Below are 14,511 nucleotides of genomic sequence, written 5' to 3' on the forward strand. Positions count from 1 at the left end.
CGCACCCTAGGGGACGGCGGCGGCGTCACGGGAGGCTGTCCCCAGCCTGTGGAAACCCGAGGGCGTCACCACCGCGCGCACCGGCACGTCGTGCGGCTCGGCCGGGATCTCGTCGAGGAACTCGCCGTCGTAGACGACGCCGACCGTGAGGATCGCGGGGCCGACCCGCGCCAGCGCCCGGTCGTAGAACCCGCCGCCGCGCCCCAGCCGGTTGCCGCGCCTGTCGACGGCCAGGGCGGGCACCAGGACGACGTCGGCGGCCTTGACCGCGTCCGCCCCGCGCAGGGGCTCGGTGGGCTCCAGAAGGCCGTACGGGCCCGCCTGGAGCGACTCGGGGCCCTCATAGGACGCCCAGTCCAGTTCGCCGTCTTTTCGGACGACCGGCAACAGAACGTAAGAACCCCGCTTCCACAGGGCGAAGAGGAGACTTTTCGTGCCCGGTTCGTTACCCACCGAGACATAAGCTGCGATGGAAGACGCCATCTCAAGCTCGGGGACGGTCAGGAGGGTGTCGCGTATGGCAGAGCTCGCCCGGTCCTGTTCGGAACTGGGTAGAACACTCCTAGCTTGACGTATATGGGTTCGCAACGAGGGCTTAACGTCTTCCTGCACCCGACACTCCCTTCAGTTGACTAGGGTTTTTCCTATGGCCGACATCTCACCCGTAACCAAGGCAGTGGTTCCCGCAGCAGGACTCGGCACCCGATTCTTGCCCGCGACGAAGGCGACGCCCAAGGAAATGCTGCCGATCGTGGACAAGCCCGCGATCCAGTACGTCGTCGAGGAGGCGGTTTCGGCCGGCCTCTCCGACGTCCTGATGATCACCGGTCGGTCGAAACGCTCCATCGAGGATCATTTCGACCGCGCCTACGAGCTGGAGGAGGCGCTCCGGCACAAGGGCGACACCGTGCGGCTCGCCTCCATCCAGGAGTCCGCCGACCTGGCGCAGATCCACTATGTCCGGCAGGGTGAGCCCAAGGGCCTCGGCCACGCGGTGCACTGCGCGGCCCAGCACGTCGGCAACGAGCCCTTCGCGGTGCTGCTCGGCGACGACCTCATCGGCGCCAGCGACCCGCTGCTCCAGCGCATGATCGAGGTGCGCCAGCAGTACGGCGGCAGCGTCGTCGCGCTCATGGAGGTCGCGCCCGACCAGGTCTCCAAGTTCGGCTGCGCCGCGATCTCCGGCAACGTCGAGGACGACGTCGTGGAGGTCTCCGACCTCGTCGAGAAGCCCTCGATCGAGGACGCGCCCTCCAACTGGATCGTCATCGGCCGCTACGTCCTGGACCCCGAGGTCTTCGACGTGCTCGCCAAGACCCCGCCCGGACGCGGCGGCGAGATCCAGCTCACCGACGCGCTGCGCACCCTGGCCACCATGCCGTCGGAGAACGGCGGCGGAGTCCGGGGCGTGCTGTTCCGCGGCAACCGCTTCGACACCGGCGACAAGCTCGACTACCTGCGCACCGTCGTGCAGTTCGCGGCCGAGCGCGAGGACCTCGGCGCCGACTTCCTCGGCTGGCTGCGAGAGTTCGTGGCCGACCGCCAGTCGTGAAATACATGGGGGCATGAGAACAGTCCCGGAGCACCTCGCCGCGATCGTCGCGCGGCTCAGCCCGCTGCCGCCCGTCCGGCTTCCGCTGCTGGAGGCGGCCGGGACCGTGCTCGCCGAAGATGTCTCCTCACCCGTCGACCTCCCCCCGTTCGACAACTCGGCGATGGACGGATACGCGGTGTGCGCGTCCGACCTCGCCACGCCACCGGTGACGCTACCCGTCGCCACCGACATTCCGGCGGGCGACGCCGCGGCGCACGGGATCCGGCCGGGGCAGGCGGCGCGCATCATGACCGGCGCGCCGCTGCCCCCGGGCGCCGACACCGTCGTCCCCGTCGAGTGGACCGACGGCGGCGCCCACGAGGTCCGGATCGACCGCGGGGCCCCGGTCGGCAACTACATCCGCCGCGCGGGCGAGGACGTGCGGCGCGGCGCGACGGTGCTGGCGGCCGGGACGCCGCTGGGCGCCGCCCAGCTCGGCATCGCGGCCTCGGCGGGCAGGCCGGACCTGCTCGTCAGGCCGCGGCCGCGCGTCACCGTGCTGTCCACCGGCGACGAGCTGCGCCCGCCGGGCGTCCCGCTGGAGCACGGCCAGATCTGGGACTCCAACAGCTTCATGCTGGCCGCCGCCGTCGCTGAGGCGGGCGGGGCGGCGACGCGGCGGTCGTTCGTGGGCGACGACCCGGCGAAGGTCCGCGCGGCCCTGGACGCCGAACTGGAGGGCGCCGACGCCGTCATCACCACCGGCGGCGTCTCGATGGGCGCCTACGACGTGGTGAAGGCCGTCCTTTCGGGCGGGGGAGAGGTCGAGTTCGAGAAGGTCGCGATGCGGCCCGGCAAGCCGCAGGGGTTCGGACTCCTGGACGGACGCGTCCCGATCTTCACCCTTCCCGGCAACCCGGTGAGCGCGTACGTGTCGTTCCAGGTGTTCGTCCGCCCTGCGCTGCGCTACCTCCAGGGCCTGCCCGCCGAAGGGCTGCCCACCGTGACGGCCGTGTGCGAATCCGCCCTGACGTCGCCCGAAGGCGTCCAGCAGTACCTACGCGGCGTCCTCGCCTTCACCGGAGGCGGCTACCGGGTCCGTCCCGCGACGGCGCAGGGATCCCACCAGATGGCGGCGCTCGCCGCGGCGTCCGGCCTCATCGTCGTCCCGGCCGAGGTGACGGAGCTGCCGGCGGGCGCCGAGGTCGAGGTCCTTAGGCTGCCCTCGTGAAGTTCTCCCATCTCGACGAGTCGGGCGCGGCCCGCATGGTCGATGTCTCGGCCAAGGACGTCACCGTGCGCACCGCGACGGCACGGGGCTTCGTCCGCCTCTCCGCCTCCTGTGTCGCCGCGCTGCGCGAGGGCGGCGTGCCGAAGGGCGACGCCCTCGCCGTCGCCCGTATCGCGGGCATCATGGGCGCGAAGAAGACACCCGACCTCGTGCCTATGTGCCATCCGATCCCGATCCACGGCGTGCAGGTGGATCTGCGCGTCACCGACGAAGGGGTCTTCGTCGAGGCGCGTGCCAAGACGGCCGACAGGACGGGCATAGAGATGGAGGCCCTCACCGCCGTCTCCGTCGCGGCGCTCGCGTTGGTCGATATGGTCAAGGCCGTCGATCCCGGCGCCGTCATCACCGACGTGCGCGTCGTGGAGAAGACCGGGGGCAAGACAGGTACCTGGAACCGTCCGGAGGAGCCATGACCGTGCGCGCGCTAGCGGTGACCGTCTCGACCCGGGCTGCGGGCGGCGTCTACGAGGACCGCTCGGGGCCGCTGCTGGCCGAACTCCTGCGCGAGTGGGGCTGCCAGGTGGACGGCCCCCGTGTGGTGCCGGACGGGGAGCCCGTCCTGAGCGTGCTCAAGGAGGCCGTCGAGGAGGGCTACCAGGTGGTGGTCACCTCCGGCGGCACAGGGCTCACCCCGACCGACCGCACCCCGGAGATGACCCGCCAGGTGATCGAACGGGACGTTCCGGGCATCGCCGAGGCGATCCGGCAGCGCGGCTCGGTCGCCACCGCGATCCTCTCGCGCGGTCTGGCCGGGACGGCGGGCGGCACCCTGATCGTCAACCTCCCCGGCTCGACGGGTGGCGTCCGCGAGGGTATGGCCGTCCTTGGGCCGGTGCTCGCCCACGCCGTCTCCCAGATCGGCGGAGGCGACCATCCGCGACCGGGCGATGGCGGATGACGCCCCGGCCGCGCAATCATGGTGGGTGTGGAACGGATGCGAGGGTGGCCGGTCACCCTGACCGACGGGCCTGTCGGCCTGCGGCCCCTGCGGCTGCGGGACGCCGCGACCTGGCGCGACGTGCGCGTGCGCAACGCCGACTGGCTGCGGCCGTGGGAGCCCACCAACCCTGAGACGCCGCTCTTCCGCAGCGGCCTCGGCCCGTACTACAGCATGATCCACACCATGCGCAGGGAGGCCCGCACAGGGCTGTCGCTGCCCTGGGTCGTCACCTACGAGGGTGTCTTCGCGGGCCAGCTGACGATCGGCGCGATCGTGTGGGGATCGGCGCGTAGCGCGCAGGTCGGCTACTGGATCGACCGGGCGTACGCGGGGCGCGGCATCACCCCGACGGCCGTCGCGCTCGCCGTCGACCACTGTTTCCTCACCGTCGGGCTGCACCGCGTCGAGGCGGCGATCCGGCCGGAGAACGCGGCGTCGCGCCGGGTCGTGGAGAAGCTCGGCTTCCGCGACGAGGGCGTGCGCCGCCGTCAGCTGCACATCGACGGGGCGTGGCGCGACCACATCTGCTACGCCCTGACGGCAGAGGACGTTCCGGACGGACTGGCCACCCGGTGGCGGGCGCAGCGGGCCCGGCACTAACGGCAAACCCCGGATGATCCTCACGATCGAGAAAACTTCGCTCAAGAACGGGTCATCACTGGAGAGATCTCACGACACACCGTCCCCTATGCTCGTCAAGACTAGGCACCGGTCCTACCGTGCGGAACGTGAGCATGCCAACGTCCCGGAGCCGCATCGCTCCCGGGTGTGCTCGCCGTGAGCCGGTCCCGGGGGGATGTCGATGAGCAGCACCCTCCTCTACCTGGCCATCGTCGCGGTGTGGGCCGTCGTTCTTGTACCCATGTGGCTGCACCGTGATTCAGACACCCCCTCCGGCTTCACCCGCCTTCTGGCCCGCCGCCCCGCCGCCGAGTACGACGACTACACCTTCGATGACGCGGAGACTGTCGCCGCCCCCACCGAGGAGATCGAGGATGAGGTCGAGGTCGAGGACGACGACCTCGACGTGCCGGAGCCCGTCCGCGCGCCGGTCAGGCAGCCGCTCACTGCGGGGCACCGCAGGGCGCGCCGCTCGGCTGTGATGGCCCGGCGGCGCCGCAACACGACGACGCTCACGCTGGTCGCCGCCGTGTCCGCCTTCGCCTCCGCGTTCACCGCCGCGCCCTGGTGGATCACGGTGCCGCCGGTGCTGCTGCTGCTCGCGCACTTCGCGCTGCTGCGCGCCGCGAGCCGGATCGACGCCTCCCGCACCGCGGCCCGCCGTGCCGCCGAGGCGGCCGCCCGCCGCGCCGCCGTCCCGCCCCCGGCCCCCGCTCCCATCGCCGAGATCCTCCCCTTCACCACCCGCCCCGAGCCCGTCGTCGCCCGCGACGAGGTCTTCGACCAGTACGCCGACCAACCGCGCGCCGTCAACGACTGACCCCGACCCACCCCGCTTCGCCACCAAACCGCTTTTCCCGGCTGATCTCGCGCACCGTCGGCCGAAGGCGGGTCCGTCGGGCGATGACGCGGTGCCGCTGCGGGCCCTGTGCGCCGCCACGGCGGGCTTGGCGGCGGCGGTGCGGTTGGGTGTGGCTGTGGCGCCGCGCGGGGCTGTGGCGCCGGGTCAGGACGTCGCGGGGCGGGGCGTGCCGGAGGGTGGAGTTCGGTGGTGTTGAGGTCCGCGCCGGAGCCGCCGGAAGTCCTATCATCGGGCATGGCTCAACTCCCCGAAGACCTTCGTGCCAGTCTGCGCTTCTTCGCCCTCTACCTGGCCAACGGCACGCTCGACCCCGACCTCCTCGACGGTGTCGACTACCTGCCCGTCCTGACGAAGTCCCCGGCGGCGCTGGAAACCGCCTTCACCATCTTCACCAACGTCCTCGACATCGACGAGGACGGCCAGGTGGACGACGGCGACGCCTACTACCGGACCGCCCAATGGATTCGCTACTACTGCGACCCCGCCTACGTCGTCACCCCGCCCTTCGAGGACTGGGAGACCCGCCCGGCCGGCACCTGACGCCGAAGTGCGGACACCCGCTACCGGGGGCGGCCTGCTGGCGTCCCCGGTAGCCGAGGCCGCGCGGGTCAGGTGGGGTGGGCGGGGTGGGGTGTGGTCCGGGCGTGGGCGAGGAGGGCCGGGTAGTCGGTGGCGGCGCCGCGGAGGAGGGTTTCGACGGTGTTGGTGGCTTCGGCCGGGGTGAGGTGGTGGCCGAACTGGGCGCGGTAGTGGACGAGGGAGGCCAGGAGGTCGAGCAGGTGGGCGGGGTCGGTGTCGGGGCGGAGGTCGCCCCGCGCGCGGGCGCGGTCGAGGGTGCGGGCCACGGCGTGGCGGGAGGGCTCGACCACGGTTTCCAGATAGCGCGCGCGCAGGTCGGGGTCCGTGGCGCACTCGGCGTACAGGGCGGTGAGGACGTCCGGGCGGATCGTGCGGTAGGCGGCGAGGAAGACCGAGAGGCTCTCATCGAGGTCGCACAGGGTGCAGCCCGTGTCGGGGGGCGTGGGGACGTCCAGCCGGGTCGCGATGGCGGCGAGCGCCAGGGGGGCGCGTCCGGGCCAGCGCCGGTAGATCGCGGGCCTTGACGTGCCCGCGCGCCGGGCGACCTCTTCGAGGCTGAGGGCCGCGTAGCCCCCCTGGTCGAGGACGGTGAGCGCGGCGGCGAGCACGGCGTCGTCGATCTGCGGGTCGCGCGGCCGACCGGCCCCGCTGCCCGTGGCGGCGCCGCGCGATGGGGACATGACGCCAGCGTACCGGGGCTGGCGCCGCCGGGGCCAATTCTGTTACGTTCCGGCATGTAACGTAATTGGCGCCCGGAGGGGGACGATCATGGGACGACCGACCACGGAACCGGAAGCGCGTGCCACCGCACGGGAATGGCTGGGCCTCGCCCTCCTCGTGCTCCCGATGCTCGTGCTTGCGATGGACCTGACGGTGCTCTTCTTCGCGCTCCCGTCACTGACCACGGACCTCGACGCCACCCCCGGCCAGGCGCTCTGGATCGCGCACGTGTACGGCTTCCTCATCGCGGGCTTCCTCATCACCATGGGAAGGCTCAGCGACCGCTTCGGCGCGCGGCGCCTGCTGCTGTACGGGTCCGCCGCCTTCGCCGTGCTGTCCTGCGCCGCCGCCTTCGCGCCGACCGCCGGGGCGCTCATCGCCGCCCGCGCGCTGCTCGGCGTCGCGGGCGCGACCCTGATGCCGTCGCTGTTCTCGCTGCTGCGCACGATGTTCGCCGACGACGGGCAGCGCCGGTTCGCCGTCGCCGTCGTGTTCAGCGCCTTCTCGGCAGGCGGGGCGGTCGGGCCGCTCGTCGGCGGCGCGCTCCTCGAACACTTCTGGTGGGGGTCGGTGTTCCTGGTCGGCGTGCCGCCCGTCGTCGCGCTGCTGCTCGCCGGGCCCTACCTGCTCCCCGAACGGCGCGAGGCGACGGCGGCCCGCATCGACGTGCCGAGCGTCGGCCTGTCCGTCGTGGGGATGCTCGCGGTGGTGTACGGGCTCCAGGAGATCGCCGCAGGGGTCGAGACGGGCGGTTTGCCTTGGCGCGATCTGGCGGCCGTCGCGGCGGGTGTGGCGGCGCTCGTCCTGTTCCTGCGCAGGCAGCGCCGGGTGGCGGACCCGCTCTTCGACCCCCGCCTTCTGGCCGACCGGCGGCTCTCCGCCTCTCTCGGGAGCCTTCTCCTCGTCGGCATCGGCATCGTCGGGGTCTTCTACCTCTTCACGCAGTACCTCCAGGGCGCTCGGGGGCTGAGCCCTCTGACGGCCGGTCTGTGGACGCTGCCATGGGTCGCCGTCAACATCATCGGTGCCCTGGCCGCCCCCGCTCTCGCCGCGCGCTTCCGCACCGCCTCCGTCGTCACGTGCGGCCTTGCCGTGGCCGCCTCGGGCGCCCTGCTCACGGCCTTCCTGGCGGACGCCTCCCTGCCCGCCCTCACCGCCGCCCTCTCCATCATCGGCCTGGGCCAGGGCGTCGCGTTCGCCCTCCTCAGCGACCTCATCATCGCCTCCGCCCCACCCGCCCACACCGGCTCGGCCGCCGCCGCCCAGGAGGTCGGCGGCGAACTCGGCGCCGCCCTCGGCATCGCCGCCGCCGGAACCACCCACATCCTCCTCACCCATCCCACCACCCCCACCACATCTCTCACCCACTCCCTCCAGACCTACGCCGCCCTCACCACCGCCCTGATCCTCACCGCCACCCTCCTCACCCTCACCCTCCGCGACACCGCCCACCCCGAGGCCACCCCCGACAAAGCCGGACTCGCCTGAACACCCACAGCCCCGGATGAACACCGCCGAAGCGGGCATAGACCCCGCTCTGACCAGGATCCCCCTTCTTCCTGGACCTGGCGGAACAGGACCTCCCCCAGAACACCCTCTGGTTCACCGCCGCCGCCTCCTGACCCGGTGCGGGCGCGGTCACGGGCGCCCCGGAAAATGTCGGTGGCGGGTGGCAGAGTTCGGCGGGTGGAGATCGACGGGTTCTGGAAGTTGGTGGAGGAAGCTCGGCGGGGGGCCTCGGAAGGGGGCGCTGAGGGGGTGGCCGAGGCGACGGTCGCGTTGTTGGCTCGGCGGAGCGGAGCGGAGATCGTCGGGGCGGCTCAGCCGTTCTGGGACCTCATGGCGGTCTCGTATCGGGGGGAGCTGTGGGGGGCCGCGTACCTGATCAACGGCGGGGCCTCGGACGACGGGTTCGACTACTTTCGCGGGTGGCTGATCAGCCAGGGGCGGGAGGTGTTCGAGCGGGCGGTGGCCGATCCGGACTCGCTCGCGGAGGTTCCGGCGGTGCGGGCGGCGGCAGCCGCCGGGGAGGACCTGGAAGGGGAGGACATGCTGGGCGTCGCCTGGAACGCCCACCGGATCAGGACCGGGCGACGGCTTCCCGAGGGGGCCTTCACGATCCGGTATCCGGCGATCGAGTTCGGCTGGGACTTCGACGACGATGACGCGATACGACGGCGCCTGCCGCGCCTGTCACGGCTCTTCCTCGACTGAGCCACCGGGTGGTGACGGCCGGGCTCGGGGTGAGCCCGGCGTCGGGTGACGGCCGGGCGGGTTGTGGTCAGGGGGTGGGGGTGAAGGCTACGGGGAGGTGGTCGAGGCGGTGGACGAGGAAGGTTTCCTTCCAGGTGAGGGTGGAGGGGGGGACGGTGAGGGTGAGGTCGGGGAGGCGGTCAAGGACGGCGGCGAAGACGACCTCGCCTTCCAGGCGGGCGAGGGGGGCGCCGATGCAGAAGTGGATGCCGTGGCCGAAGCTGAGGTGGCCGTTGGTCTTGCGGCGCAGGTCGAGACGTTCGGGGGAGGGGAACTTCGACGTGTCGTAGTTGGCCGAGGGAGGGGAGAGGGCCACGTGCTCGCCGGCGGAGATCTCCACCCCGGCGAGGACGGTGTCGGCGGCGGCGAAGCGGTAGGTGATGCCGGAGACGGGGCTGTCCCAGCGGAGCAGCTCCTCGACGGCGTTCGACATGAGCGACCGGTCGGCGCGCAGGTCGGCGAGCTGGTCGGGGTGGCGCAGCAGCGCGAGGATCCCGTTCGCGATGAGGTTGACGCTCGTCTCGAAGCCCGCCGCGAGCAGCAGGAACGAGTTCGAGCGGACTTCGAGGTCGGTGAGCCTGTCGTCCTTCTCCTGCGCGGCGATCATCGCGCTGATCATGTCGTCGCCCGGCTCGGCCCGGCGGCGCGCGACGAGCTCGGTCAGATACCGGTCGAACCACTGGCCCGCCGCGACGATGTCCCCGAAGTCGGACGAGGAGTTCGCGCCGGTGAGGATCTCGGCGTACTGCTCGAACTGGTCGCGGTCCTCGACCGGGACGCCGAGCAGCTCGCAGATGACCGCGATGGGCAGCGGCAGCGCGAGCGCCTCGACGAGGTCGATCTCGCCCTTGCCCACAAAGCCGTCGAGGAGCTCGTGGGTGATCTCGGCGACGCGCGGCCTGAGCCGTTCGATGCGGCGCGCGGTGAACGCCTGCGAGACGAGCTTGCGCAGCCGCGTGTGGTCCGGCGGGTCGGCGAACAGCATGTGCCGGGTCAGCACGAAGTCGTCGCTGGCCAGCCCGAGGTACTGGTGCAGTTCGGGCGCGGCGGCCGAGACCCCCCGGACGAGTTTGGGGTCGGCGAGCGCCTGCTTGACGGCGTCGTTCCCGGTGACGAGCCAGGACGGCATGCCGTCGGGCAGGATCACCCGGTGGACGGGGTCGTCCGAGCCGAGGACGGCGCGGAGCGCGACCGGGTCGGCGAAGTGCGCGGTCTCCAGCGCCACGGGTGCTGATCGTTCCAGGCTCTCGGTCATGGCCCGTCCTCTCCTGCGGTGGGTTCGGACGGCAGTCTCGCCGCGGCGGGTTATGCCTGGGTTGTGCGGCTCGCCCGGGTGAACCGGTCGGCGATGCGGCGTACCTCCTCGCGCAGTTCGGGCGGGTCGAGCACGGCGAAGTCGGCGCCGACCATGCCGATGTGCAGGGCGAGCCCGTCCAGGGAGTTGGCGCCGGAGTGCAGGATGCAGGACGTCGCGGAGACGACCTCGATGCGTCCGGCGGTCGGCGGGATGCGTTCGGCGACGCGGTCGGCGGGCGCGTGCATGAGGACGCGCGCCTGGTAGCGGTAGGGCGCGGACGCCACCTTCTGTGAGACGTAGGCGGTGAGGTCCTCGGCGGGCGGGGTCCGTGGCCGGAAGCGGGTGCCGGGTGTCAGCGGGAGGGAGATCCGGTCGGCGCGGAAGGTGCGCCAGTCGTCCTTCGCGACGTCGTAGCCGAGCAGGTACCAGCGGCGGCCCGTGTGCACGAGCCGGTAAGGCTCGACGGTGCGGGTGGTGACCTCTCCCGCGTGCGTCCGGTAGGAGAACTTGACCTTCTCGTGCGCGCGGCAGGACGCGGCGAGGGCCGTCAGGAGGTCGGGGCCGACGGTGGGCGCGCCGGGCCCGGTCAGCGGCAGCGTGACGGCGCTGAGCGCCTCGATGGACTCGCGCAGCCGCGCCGGGACGATCTGCTCCAGCTTCGCCAGGACCCGGATCGCGGTCTCCTCAAGCCCGGCGACGGTGCCGCCCGCCGCCGTCCGCAGGCCGACGGCGATGGCGACGGCCTCCTCGTCGTCCAGGAGCAGCGGCGGCATGACGGCGCCGGAGCCGAGCCGGTAGCCGCCCGCGACGCCCGGCACGGCGTGCACGGGGTAGCCGAGGGTCCGCAGCCTGTCGACGTAGCGGCGGATGGTCCGTGGGGTCACGCCGAGCCGCTCGGCGAGCTCGCCGCCGGTCCAGTCGCGGTGGACCTGGAGCAGCCGGAGCAGTCGCAGAAGTTGCGCCGCGGTTTCTGACATGTTCGCCATTCTCTCCGCGATAGCGGACAGGCGGTGTCCGCGATTTCTCCTAGCGTTGCGGCCGCGCCACCTGAGTCCCCATCCGATGTCCCCGTCCCGACGGAATCCCGTCTCACCGTGGGAGAGAATCCAATGACCGAAGCACGACCGAATCCGCGCAGGTGGAAGGCGCTCGCCGTCCTCGCGCTCGTCCAGTTCCTCGTGTTCACCGACGGCACGATCGTCAACGTGGCGCTGCCGTCGATCCAGCAGGACCTCGATCTCGGGCAGAGCGCGCTGACCTGGGTCGTCAACGGCTACCTGTTGGCCGCAGGTGGCCTCCTGCTGCTCGGCGGCAGGCTCGCCGACCTGGTCGGCCGCCGCGCGATCTTCATGGCGGGCGCGACGCTGTTCGCGCTGGCGTCGCTGGCCGCCGCCCTGGCCGGGTCGGCCGAGATGCTGGTGGCCGCCCGGTTCGCGCAGGGTGTCGGCGAGGCGCTCGCGGTGCCGTCCGCGATGTCGCTCGTCGCCCTGCTGTTCACCGACGATGGCGAGCGCGCCAAGGCGTTCGGCGTCTGGGGCGGTCTGGCCGGTCTCGGCTCGACCGCGGGCGTGCTGCTCGGCGGTGTGCTCACCGACCTCATCAGCTGGCACTGGATCTTCTATGTGAACGTGCCGCTCGCGTTGGGCGCGGTGCTGCTCGTGCCCCGCCTGATCGAGGAGAGCCGGGCGCCCGGTGGGGCCCGGCCTGACTGGACGGGCGCCGTCCTCATCACCGGCGGCCTCATCGCCGTCATCCAGGGCATCCTCTCGCTCGCCGAGCACCCGTTCGCCAGTGTGAACGTGCTCGCGCCGCTGCTGGGCGGGCTCGCCGCCGTGACGCTGTTCGTGTTCCTCCAGTCGCGGGTCGCGAACCCGCTGGTGCCGTTGCGGTTCTTCCGGCACCGGGTCCGGGTGACGGGCAACGTCGCCATGGTCTTCCTGTCCAGCTCGACCGCCGCGATGTTCTTCCTGACGGTCGTGTACGTGCAGCAGATCCTGGGGTTCACCCCGTTGCAGAGCGGCCTGGCCTGGCTGCCGTTCATCGCGACGTTCATGATCGGCCTGACCGTCACGATGAACCTGCTTCCGAAGATCGGGCCGCGCTGGCTGATCTCGGGCGCGCTGCTGCTGGCCGGTGTCGGCATGCTGCTGCTCGCCCGGATCCCGGTGGACGGCAGCTACCCGGCCGACCTGCTCTTCCCGCTCCTGCTCATCGGGCTGGGCGGCGGCGCGGCGACCCCGGCCACGCAGGTGGCGGCGCTGACGGACGTGTCCGGCGAGGACGCGGGCCTGGGCTCCGGCGTGATCACGACGGTCCTCCAGTTGGGCCAGGCGCTGGGTCTCGCCACGATCGTCACCGTCGCGACGGCTTACGCCGCTGACAACGGAGGCACCGTCCAGGCGATCACCGAGGGCGACCAGCTCGCGTTCCTCGTGGCGGGCGCGGTGCTCGTCACCGGGTCGCTGGTGGTGGCGCTGCTGCTGCGCGCGAAGAAGTCCCCGGCCGCGGCGCCGGCCGGGGACGTCGCGGGGATCGGCGCCTAGACGTCGATCTCGAAGAAGGCCATCGAGCCCTTCATCCAGACCCTGTACGCCGAGAAGCGCTTGCCGAGCTCGGCGTCCAGGGTCTCCACCCGGTCGTGCAGGTTCTGGAACGACCCGGCCTTGTTGTAGGAGCGCATCATCCACCGGGTGAGCGGAGGCTGGTCGCGCTGGTCGCCGATGACCGTCGTGCCGAAGATCCGCGCGCCGGGCTCGGCGTAGGGCAGCAGGTGGTCGAAGACGACGGCCTTGTCCGCCATCGAGCCCGGCAGGCAGTGCAGCACGTTCTGCACGGCGAGCGAGGTGAAGCGCCGGTCGCCGAGGTCGAGCGGGTGCAGCACGTCGCGGACGAGGGTCTCGGGGGAGTACCGGGCGATCCGCTTCGCGACGGTGGAGAGCACGAGCTCGTTGAGGTCGGCGACGACGATGGACGGCCGGGGCGTCGGGAAGGCGCAGCGGTCGAGGAAGTAGCCGCTGCCGGGCCCGAGGTCGAGGTGCCGGTCGCGCACGTTGCGGTCGTAGTGGTTCAGCATGACCCGCCGGGAGCAGCGCCACGCGACGGGGCACACGATGCCGAGCGCGATCGGGTCGTAGATGGCGAGGACGGGTCGGGTGTACATCTCGGCGTCGCCGCTGAGCGCGGGCTGGGTCATCGCGGGTCCTTCCTTGGCGTCTTAGGCGAAGTTGGCGAGCAGGTCGGTGGCGGCGACGCTGCCGGCCGCCGCCGCGAAGTACTTCTCGGTGAGCTCGGGCGCCGCCTGGACGGTCCGGAGCAGCGCGAGCCGCTCGGGTTCGACGGCGAGGCGGGCGACGGCGAGGGTCGAGCGGTAGTTGGCGAGGAGGATCCCGTCGCGCTGGTCGGCGAAGCGGCGGGCGGCGGCGTCCGGGTCGTCCGGGGCTTCGGGCCCGGCGAGCAGTTCGGCCTGGAGGAACGCGTCGGTGATGCCGCGCGCGGTGAGGGAGTCCTTGTGGTGTCCGGCGTCGCCGACGAGGACCCAGCCGGGCCCGGTGGCGGTGCGCAGGAAGTTGCGCTGGTCGCCGGTGCCGTAGAGCTGGGCGGCCCGGGACGCGCCGCGTAGCCGCTCGTGCAGGGACGGCGCGGTCAGCCGGATGTTCTCGGTGTAGGCGGTCTCGGCGTCGGCCCTGATCCGTTCGAACTCGGCCTGCCGGAAATAGGCGGCGACGAGCGTCTGGCCGTCGTTGGTGGGGATCGCCCCGATCCAGTGCCCTTCCCGCTGGTACTGCTCGAAGCCCGTCTCGACGCCGTCCCAGTAGCTGTAGTAGGCGCAGCTGAGCTTCGGGTGCTCCTGGTACTCGGCGGCCCCGACGAGCCGCGCGACGGTCGAGCGCATCCCGTCGGCGCCGACGACGAGCCGGGACCGCGCCTCCTCGACCGCCCCGCGCGGTGTCCGGTAGCGGACGCCGGTGACGCGTCCGTCGTCCTCCAGCAGGCCGAGCACGGTGCAGCGGTGCCGCACGTCGGCGCCCGCCTTGGCGGCTGCTTCGGCCAGGAGGGCGTCCAGGACCGTCCGGCGCGGGGCGTAGGCGACGCCCGGGATGGGGCCTTCGAGCCGGATGTCGGCGACCTCGTAGCTCTGCCGGGTCAGCGCGGGCGCGCCGGTGCCCGCGACGTCGTCCAGGACGCCCCAGGCGCCCAGCCGCTCGGTGCCCGGCGGATGGATGTAGAGCGTCGAGAGCTTGTCGGCGCCGGGCCTCGCCCGGTCGAGGACGAGCACTTTCCGGCCGGAAGCGGCAAGCAGGAGGGCGGTGCCCGCTCCCGCGCACCGGGCGCCCACCACGATCACGTCGTACATGACCGAGACCTTCAGGGCCCGCAGTTAGCGCGGGGTTACGCCCCGGCGTAACCCCCGGAT

General features: G+C 72.1%; 16 protein-coding genes. 10 read left to right on the forward strand and 6 right to left on the reverse strand.

What is annotated here, in order from left to right:
* Positions 1-6: 6 nt before the first annotated feature.
* Positions 7-612 carry a 5-formyltetrahydrofolate cyclo-ligase gene (locus LO762_RS00745; RefSeq protein ID WP_308103163.1) on the reverse strand — a complete coding sequence of 202 codons (606 nt, stop codon included), beginning with the start codon at positions 610-612 and terminating at the stop codon, positions 7-9.
* Between the two features lie 34 nt (positions 613-646).
* Between LO762_RS00745 and galU the strand changes: the two genes are divergently transcribed.
* From galU to LO762_RS00780, 7 genes are all read left to right on the forward strand, one after another.
* Positions 647-1,552: a UTP--glucose-1-phosphate uridylyltransferase GalU gene (gene galU, locus LO762_RS00750; protein ID WP_230611422.1), complete on the forward strand. Its 906-nt coding sequence runs from the start codon at positions 647-649 to the stop codon at positions 1,550-1,552.
* Between the two features lie 13 nt (positions 1,553-1,565).
* Positions 1,566-2,765 carry a gephyrin-like molybdotransferase Glp gene (gene glp, locus LO762_RS00755; protein WP_230611424.1) on the forward strand — a complete coding sequence of 400 codons (1,200 nt, stop codon included), beginning with the start codon at positions 1,566-1,568 and terminating at the stop codon, positions 2,763-2,765.
* Positions 2,762-3,238, forward strand: a complete 477-nt coding sequence (gene moaC / locus LO762_RS00760) for a cyclic pyranopterin monophosphate synthase MoaC (RefSeq protein ID WP_308103164.1) — start codon at positions 2,762-2,764, stop codon at positions 3,236-3,238. The genes glp and moaC overlap by 4 nt, the downstream gene beginning before the upstream one ends.
* Positions 3,235-3,723 carry a molybdenum cofactor biosynthesis protein B gene (locus LO762_RS00765; RefSeq protein WP_230611426.1) on the forward strand — a complete coding sequence of 163 codons (489 nt, stop codon included), beginning with the start codon at positions 3,235-3,237 and terminating at the stop codon, positions 3,721-3,723. The genes moaC and LO762_RS00765 overlap by 4 nt, the downstream gene beginning before the upstream one ends.
* Positions 3,724-3,759: 36 nt before the next feature.
* Complete coding sequence (locus LO762_RS00770; protein WP_230612798.1) at positions 3,760-4,365, forward strand: GNAT family N-acetyltransferase; 606 nt, start codon at positions 3,760-3,762, stop codon at positions 4,363-4,365.
* A gap of 202 nt (positions 4,366-4,567) precedes the next feature.
* Entirely contained in the window at positions 4,568-5,206 is a 639-nt protein-coding gene (locus LO762_RS00775; protein WP_230611428.1) for a hypothetical protein, read from the forward strand.
* 276 nt (positions 5,207-5,482) lie between these two features.
* Positions 5,483-5,788 (forward strand): hypothetical protein, encoded by a 306-nt coding sequence (locus LO762_RS00780; RefSeq protein WP_230611431.1) that lies wholly within the window; start codon positions 5,483-5,485, stop codon positions 5,786-5,788.
* 68 nt (positions 5,789-5,856) lie between these two features.
* Here LO762_RS00780 and LO762_RS00785 read toward each other — a convergent pair whose 3' ends face one another.
* Positions 5,857-6,507, reverse strand: coding sequence for a TetR/AcrR family transcriptional regulator (locus tag LO762_RS00785; protein WP_230611434.1), 651 nt, complete (start codon positions 6,505-6,507; stop codon positions 5,857-5,859).
* Between the two features lie 88 nt (positions 6,508-6,595).
* On the opposite strand from LO762_RS00785, the gene LO762_RS00790 reads away from it, so the two are divergent.
* Together LO762_RS00790 and LO762_RS00795 are read left to right on the forward strand one after the other, a co-directional pair.
* Positions 6,596-8,035 (forward strand): MFS transporter, encoded by a 1,440-nt coding sequence (locus LO762_RS00790; RefSeq protein WP_255684354.1) that lies wholly within the window; start codon positions 6,596-6,598, stop codon positions 8,033-8,035.
* Positions 8,036-8,203: 168 nt separating this feature from the next.
* On the forward strand, positions 8,204-8,761 hold the full coding sequence (locus tag LO762_RS00795; protein ID WP_230611437.1) for a DUF4240 domain-containing protein: 558 nt from the start codon (positions 8,204-8,206) through the stop codon (positions 8,759-8,761).
* Between the two features lie 67 nt (positions 8,762-8,828).
* Here LO762_RS00795 and LO762_RS00800 read toward each other — a convergent pair whose 3' ends face one another.
* On the reverse strand, positions 8,829-10,055 hold the full coding sequence (locus LO762_RS00800) for a cytochrome P450 (protein WP_230611440.1): 1,227 nt from the start codon (positions 10,053-10,055) through the stop codon (positions 8,829-8,831).
* 50 nt (positions 10,056-10,105) lie between these two features.
* Positions 10,106-11,074 carry a YafY family protein gene (locus tag LO762_RS00805; RefSeq protein ID WP_230611443.1) on the reverse strand — a complete coding sequence of 323 codons (969 nt, stop codon included), beginning with the start codon at positions 11,072-11,074 and terminating at the stop codon, positions 10,106-10,108.
* A 132-nt stretch (positions 11,075-11,206) separates the two neighbouring features.
* On the opposite strand from LO762_RS00805, the gene LO762_RS00810 reads away from it, so the two are divergent.
* Entirely contained in the window at positions 11,207-12,640 is a 1,434-nt protein-coding gene (locus LO762_RS00810; RefSeq protein WP_230611446.1) for an MFS transporter, read from the forward strand.
* On the opposite strand, the gene LO762_RS00815 is transcribed toward LO762_RS00810, so the two are convergent.
* Together LO762_RS00815 and LO762_RS00820 are read right to left on the reverse strand one after the other, a co-directional pair.
* On the reverse strand, positions 12,637-13,290 hold the full coding sequence (locus LO762_RS00815; protein ID WP_230611449.1) for a class I SAM-dependent methyltransferase: 654 nt from the start codon (positions 13,288-13,290) through the stop codon (positions 12,637-12,639). The genes LO762_RS00810 and LO762_RS00815 overlap by 4 nt on opposite strands.
* A 21-nt stretch (positions 13,291-13,311) precedes the next feature.
* The gene (locus tag LO762_RS00820; protein WP_230611452.1) at positions 13,312-14,451 is read right to left on the reverse strand and encodes an NAD(P)/FAD-dependent oxidoreductase; all 1,140 of its coding nucleotides are present in this window, start codon (positions 14,449-14,451) and stop codon (positions 13,312-13,314) included.
* Positions 14,452-14,511 lie beyond the last annotated feature (60 nt).

Origin of the sequence: Actinocorallia sp. API 0066 (genome assembly GCF_020991275.1) — a bacterium.
Taxonomy (GTDB): Bacteria; Actinomycetota; Actinomycetes; order Streptosporangiales; family Streptosporangiaceae; genus Actinocorallia.

Bases quoted from the DNA above. Each gene is read 5' to 3' on its own strand.
- galU (WP_230611422.1), top strand. From the start codon at position 647: ATGGCCGACATCTCACCCGTAACCAAGGCAGTGGTTCCCGCAGCAGGA.
- glp (WP_230611424.1), top strand. From the start codon at position 1,566: ATGAGAACAGTCCCGGAGCACCTCGCCGCGATCGTCGCGCGGCTCAGC.
- LO762_RS00765 (WP_230611426.1), top strand. From the start codon at position 3,235: ATGACCGTGCGCGCGCTAGCGGTGACCGTCTCGACCCGGGCTGCGGGC.
- LO762_RS00770 (WP_230612798.1), top strand. From the start codon at position 3,760: ATGCGAGGGTGGCCGGTCACCCTGACCGACGGGCCTGTCGGCCTGCGG.
- LO762_RS00775 (WP_230611428.1), top strand. From the start codon at position 4,568: ATGAGCAGCACCCTCCTCTACCTGGCCATCGTCGCGGTGTGGGCCGTC.
- LO762_RS00780 (WP_230611431.1), top strand. From the start codon at position 5,483: ATGGCTCAACTCCCCGAAGACCTTCGTGCCAGTCTGCGCTTCTTCGCC.
- LO762_RS00785 (WP_230611434.1), bottom strand. From the start codon at position 6,507: ATGTCCCCATCGCGCGGCGCCGCCACGGGCAGCGGGGCCGGTCGGCCG.
- LO762_RS00790 (WP_255684354.1), top strand. From the start codon at position 6,596: ATGGGACGACCGACCACGGAACCGGAAGCGCGTGCCACCGCACGGGAA.
- LO762_RS00795 (WP_230611437.1), top strand. From the start codon at position 8,204: ATGTCGGTGGCGGGTGGCAGAGTTCGGCGGGTGGAGATCGACGGGTTC.
- LO762_RS00800 (WP_230611440.1), bottom strand. From the start codon at position 10,055: ATGACCGAGAGCCTGGAACGATCAGCACCCGTGGCGCTGGAGACCGCG.
- LO762_RS00805 (WP_230611443.1), bottom strand. From the start codon at position 11,074: ATGTCAGAAACCGCGGCGCAACTTCTGCGACTGCTCCGGCTGCTCCAG.
- LO762_RS00810 (WP_230611446.1), top strand. From the start codon at position 11,207: ATGACCGAAGCACGACCGAATCCGCGCAGGTGGAAGGCGCTCGCCGTC.
- LO762_RS00815 (WP_230611449.1), bottom strand. From the start codon at position 13,290: ATGACCCAGCCCGCGCTCAGCGGCGACGCCGAGATGTACACCCGACCC.
- LO762_RS00820 (WP_230611452.1), bottom strand. From the start codon at position 14,451: ATGTACGACGTGATCGTGGTGGGCGCCCGGTGCGCGGGAGCGGGCACC.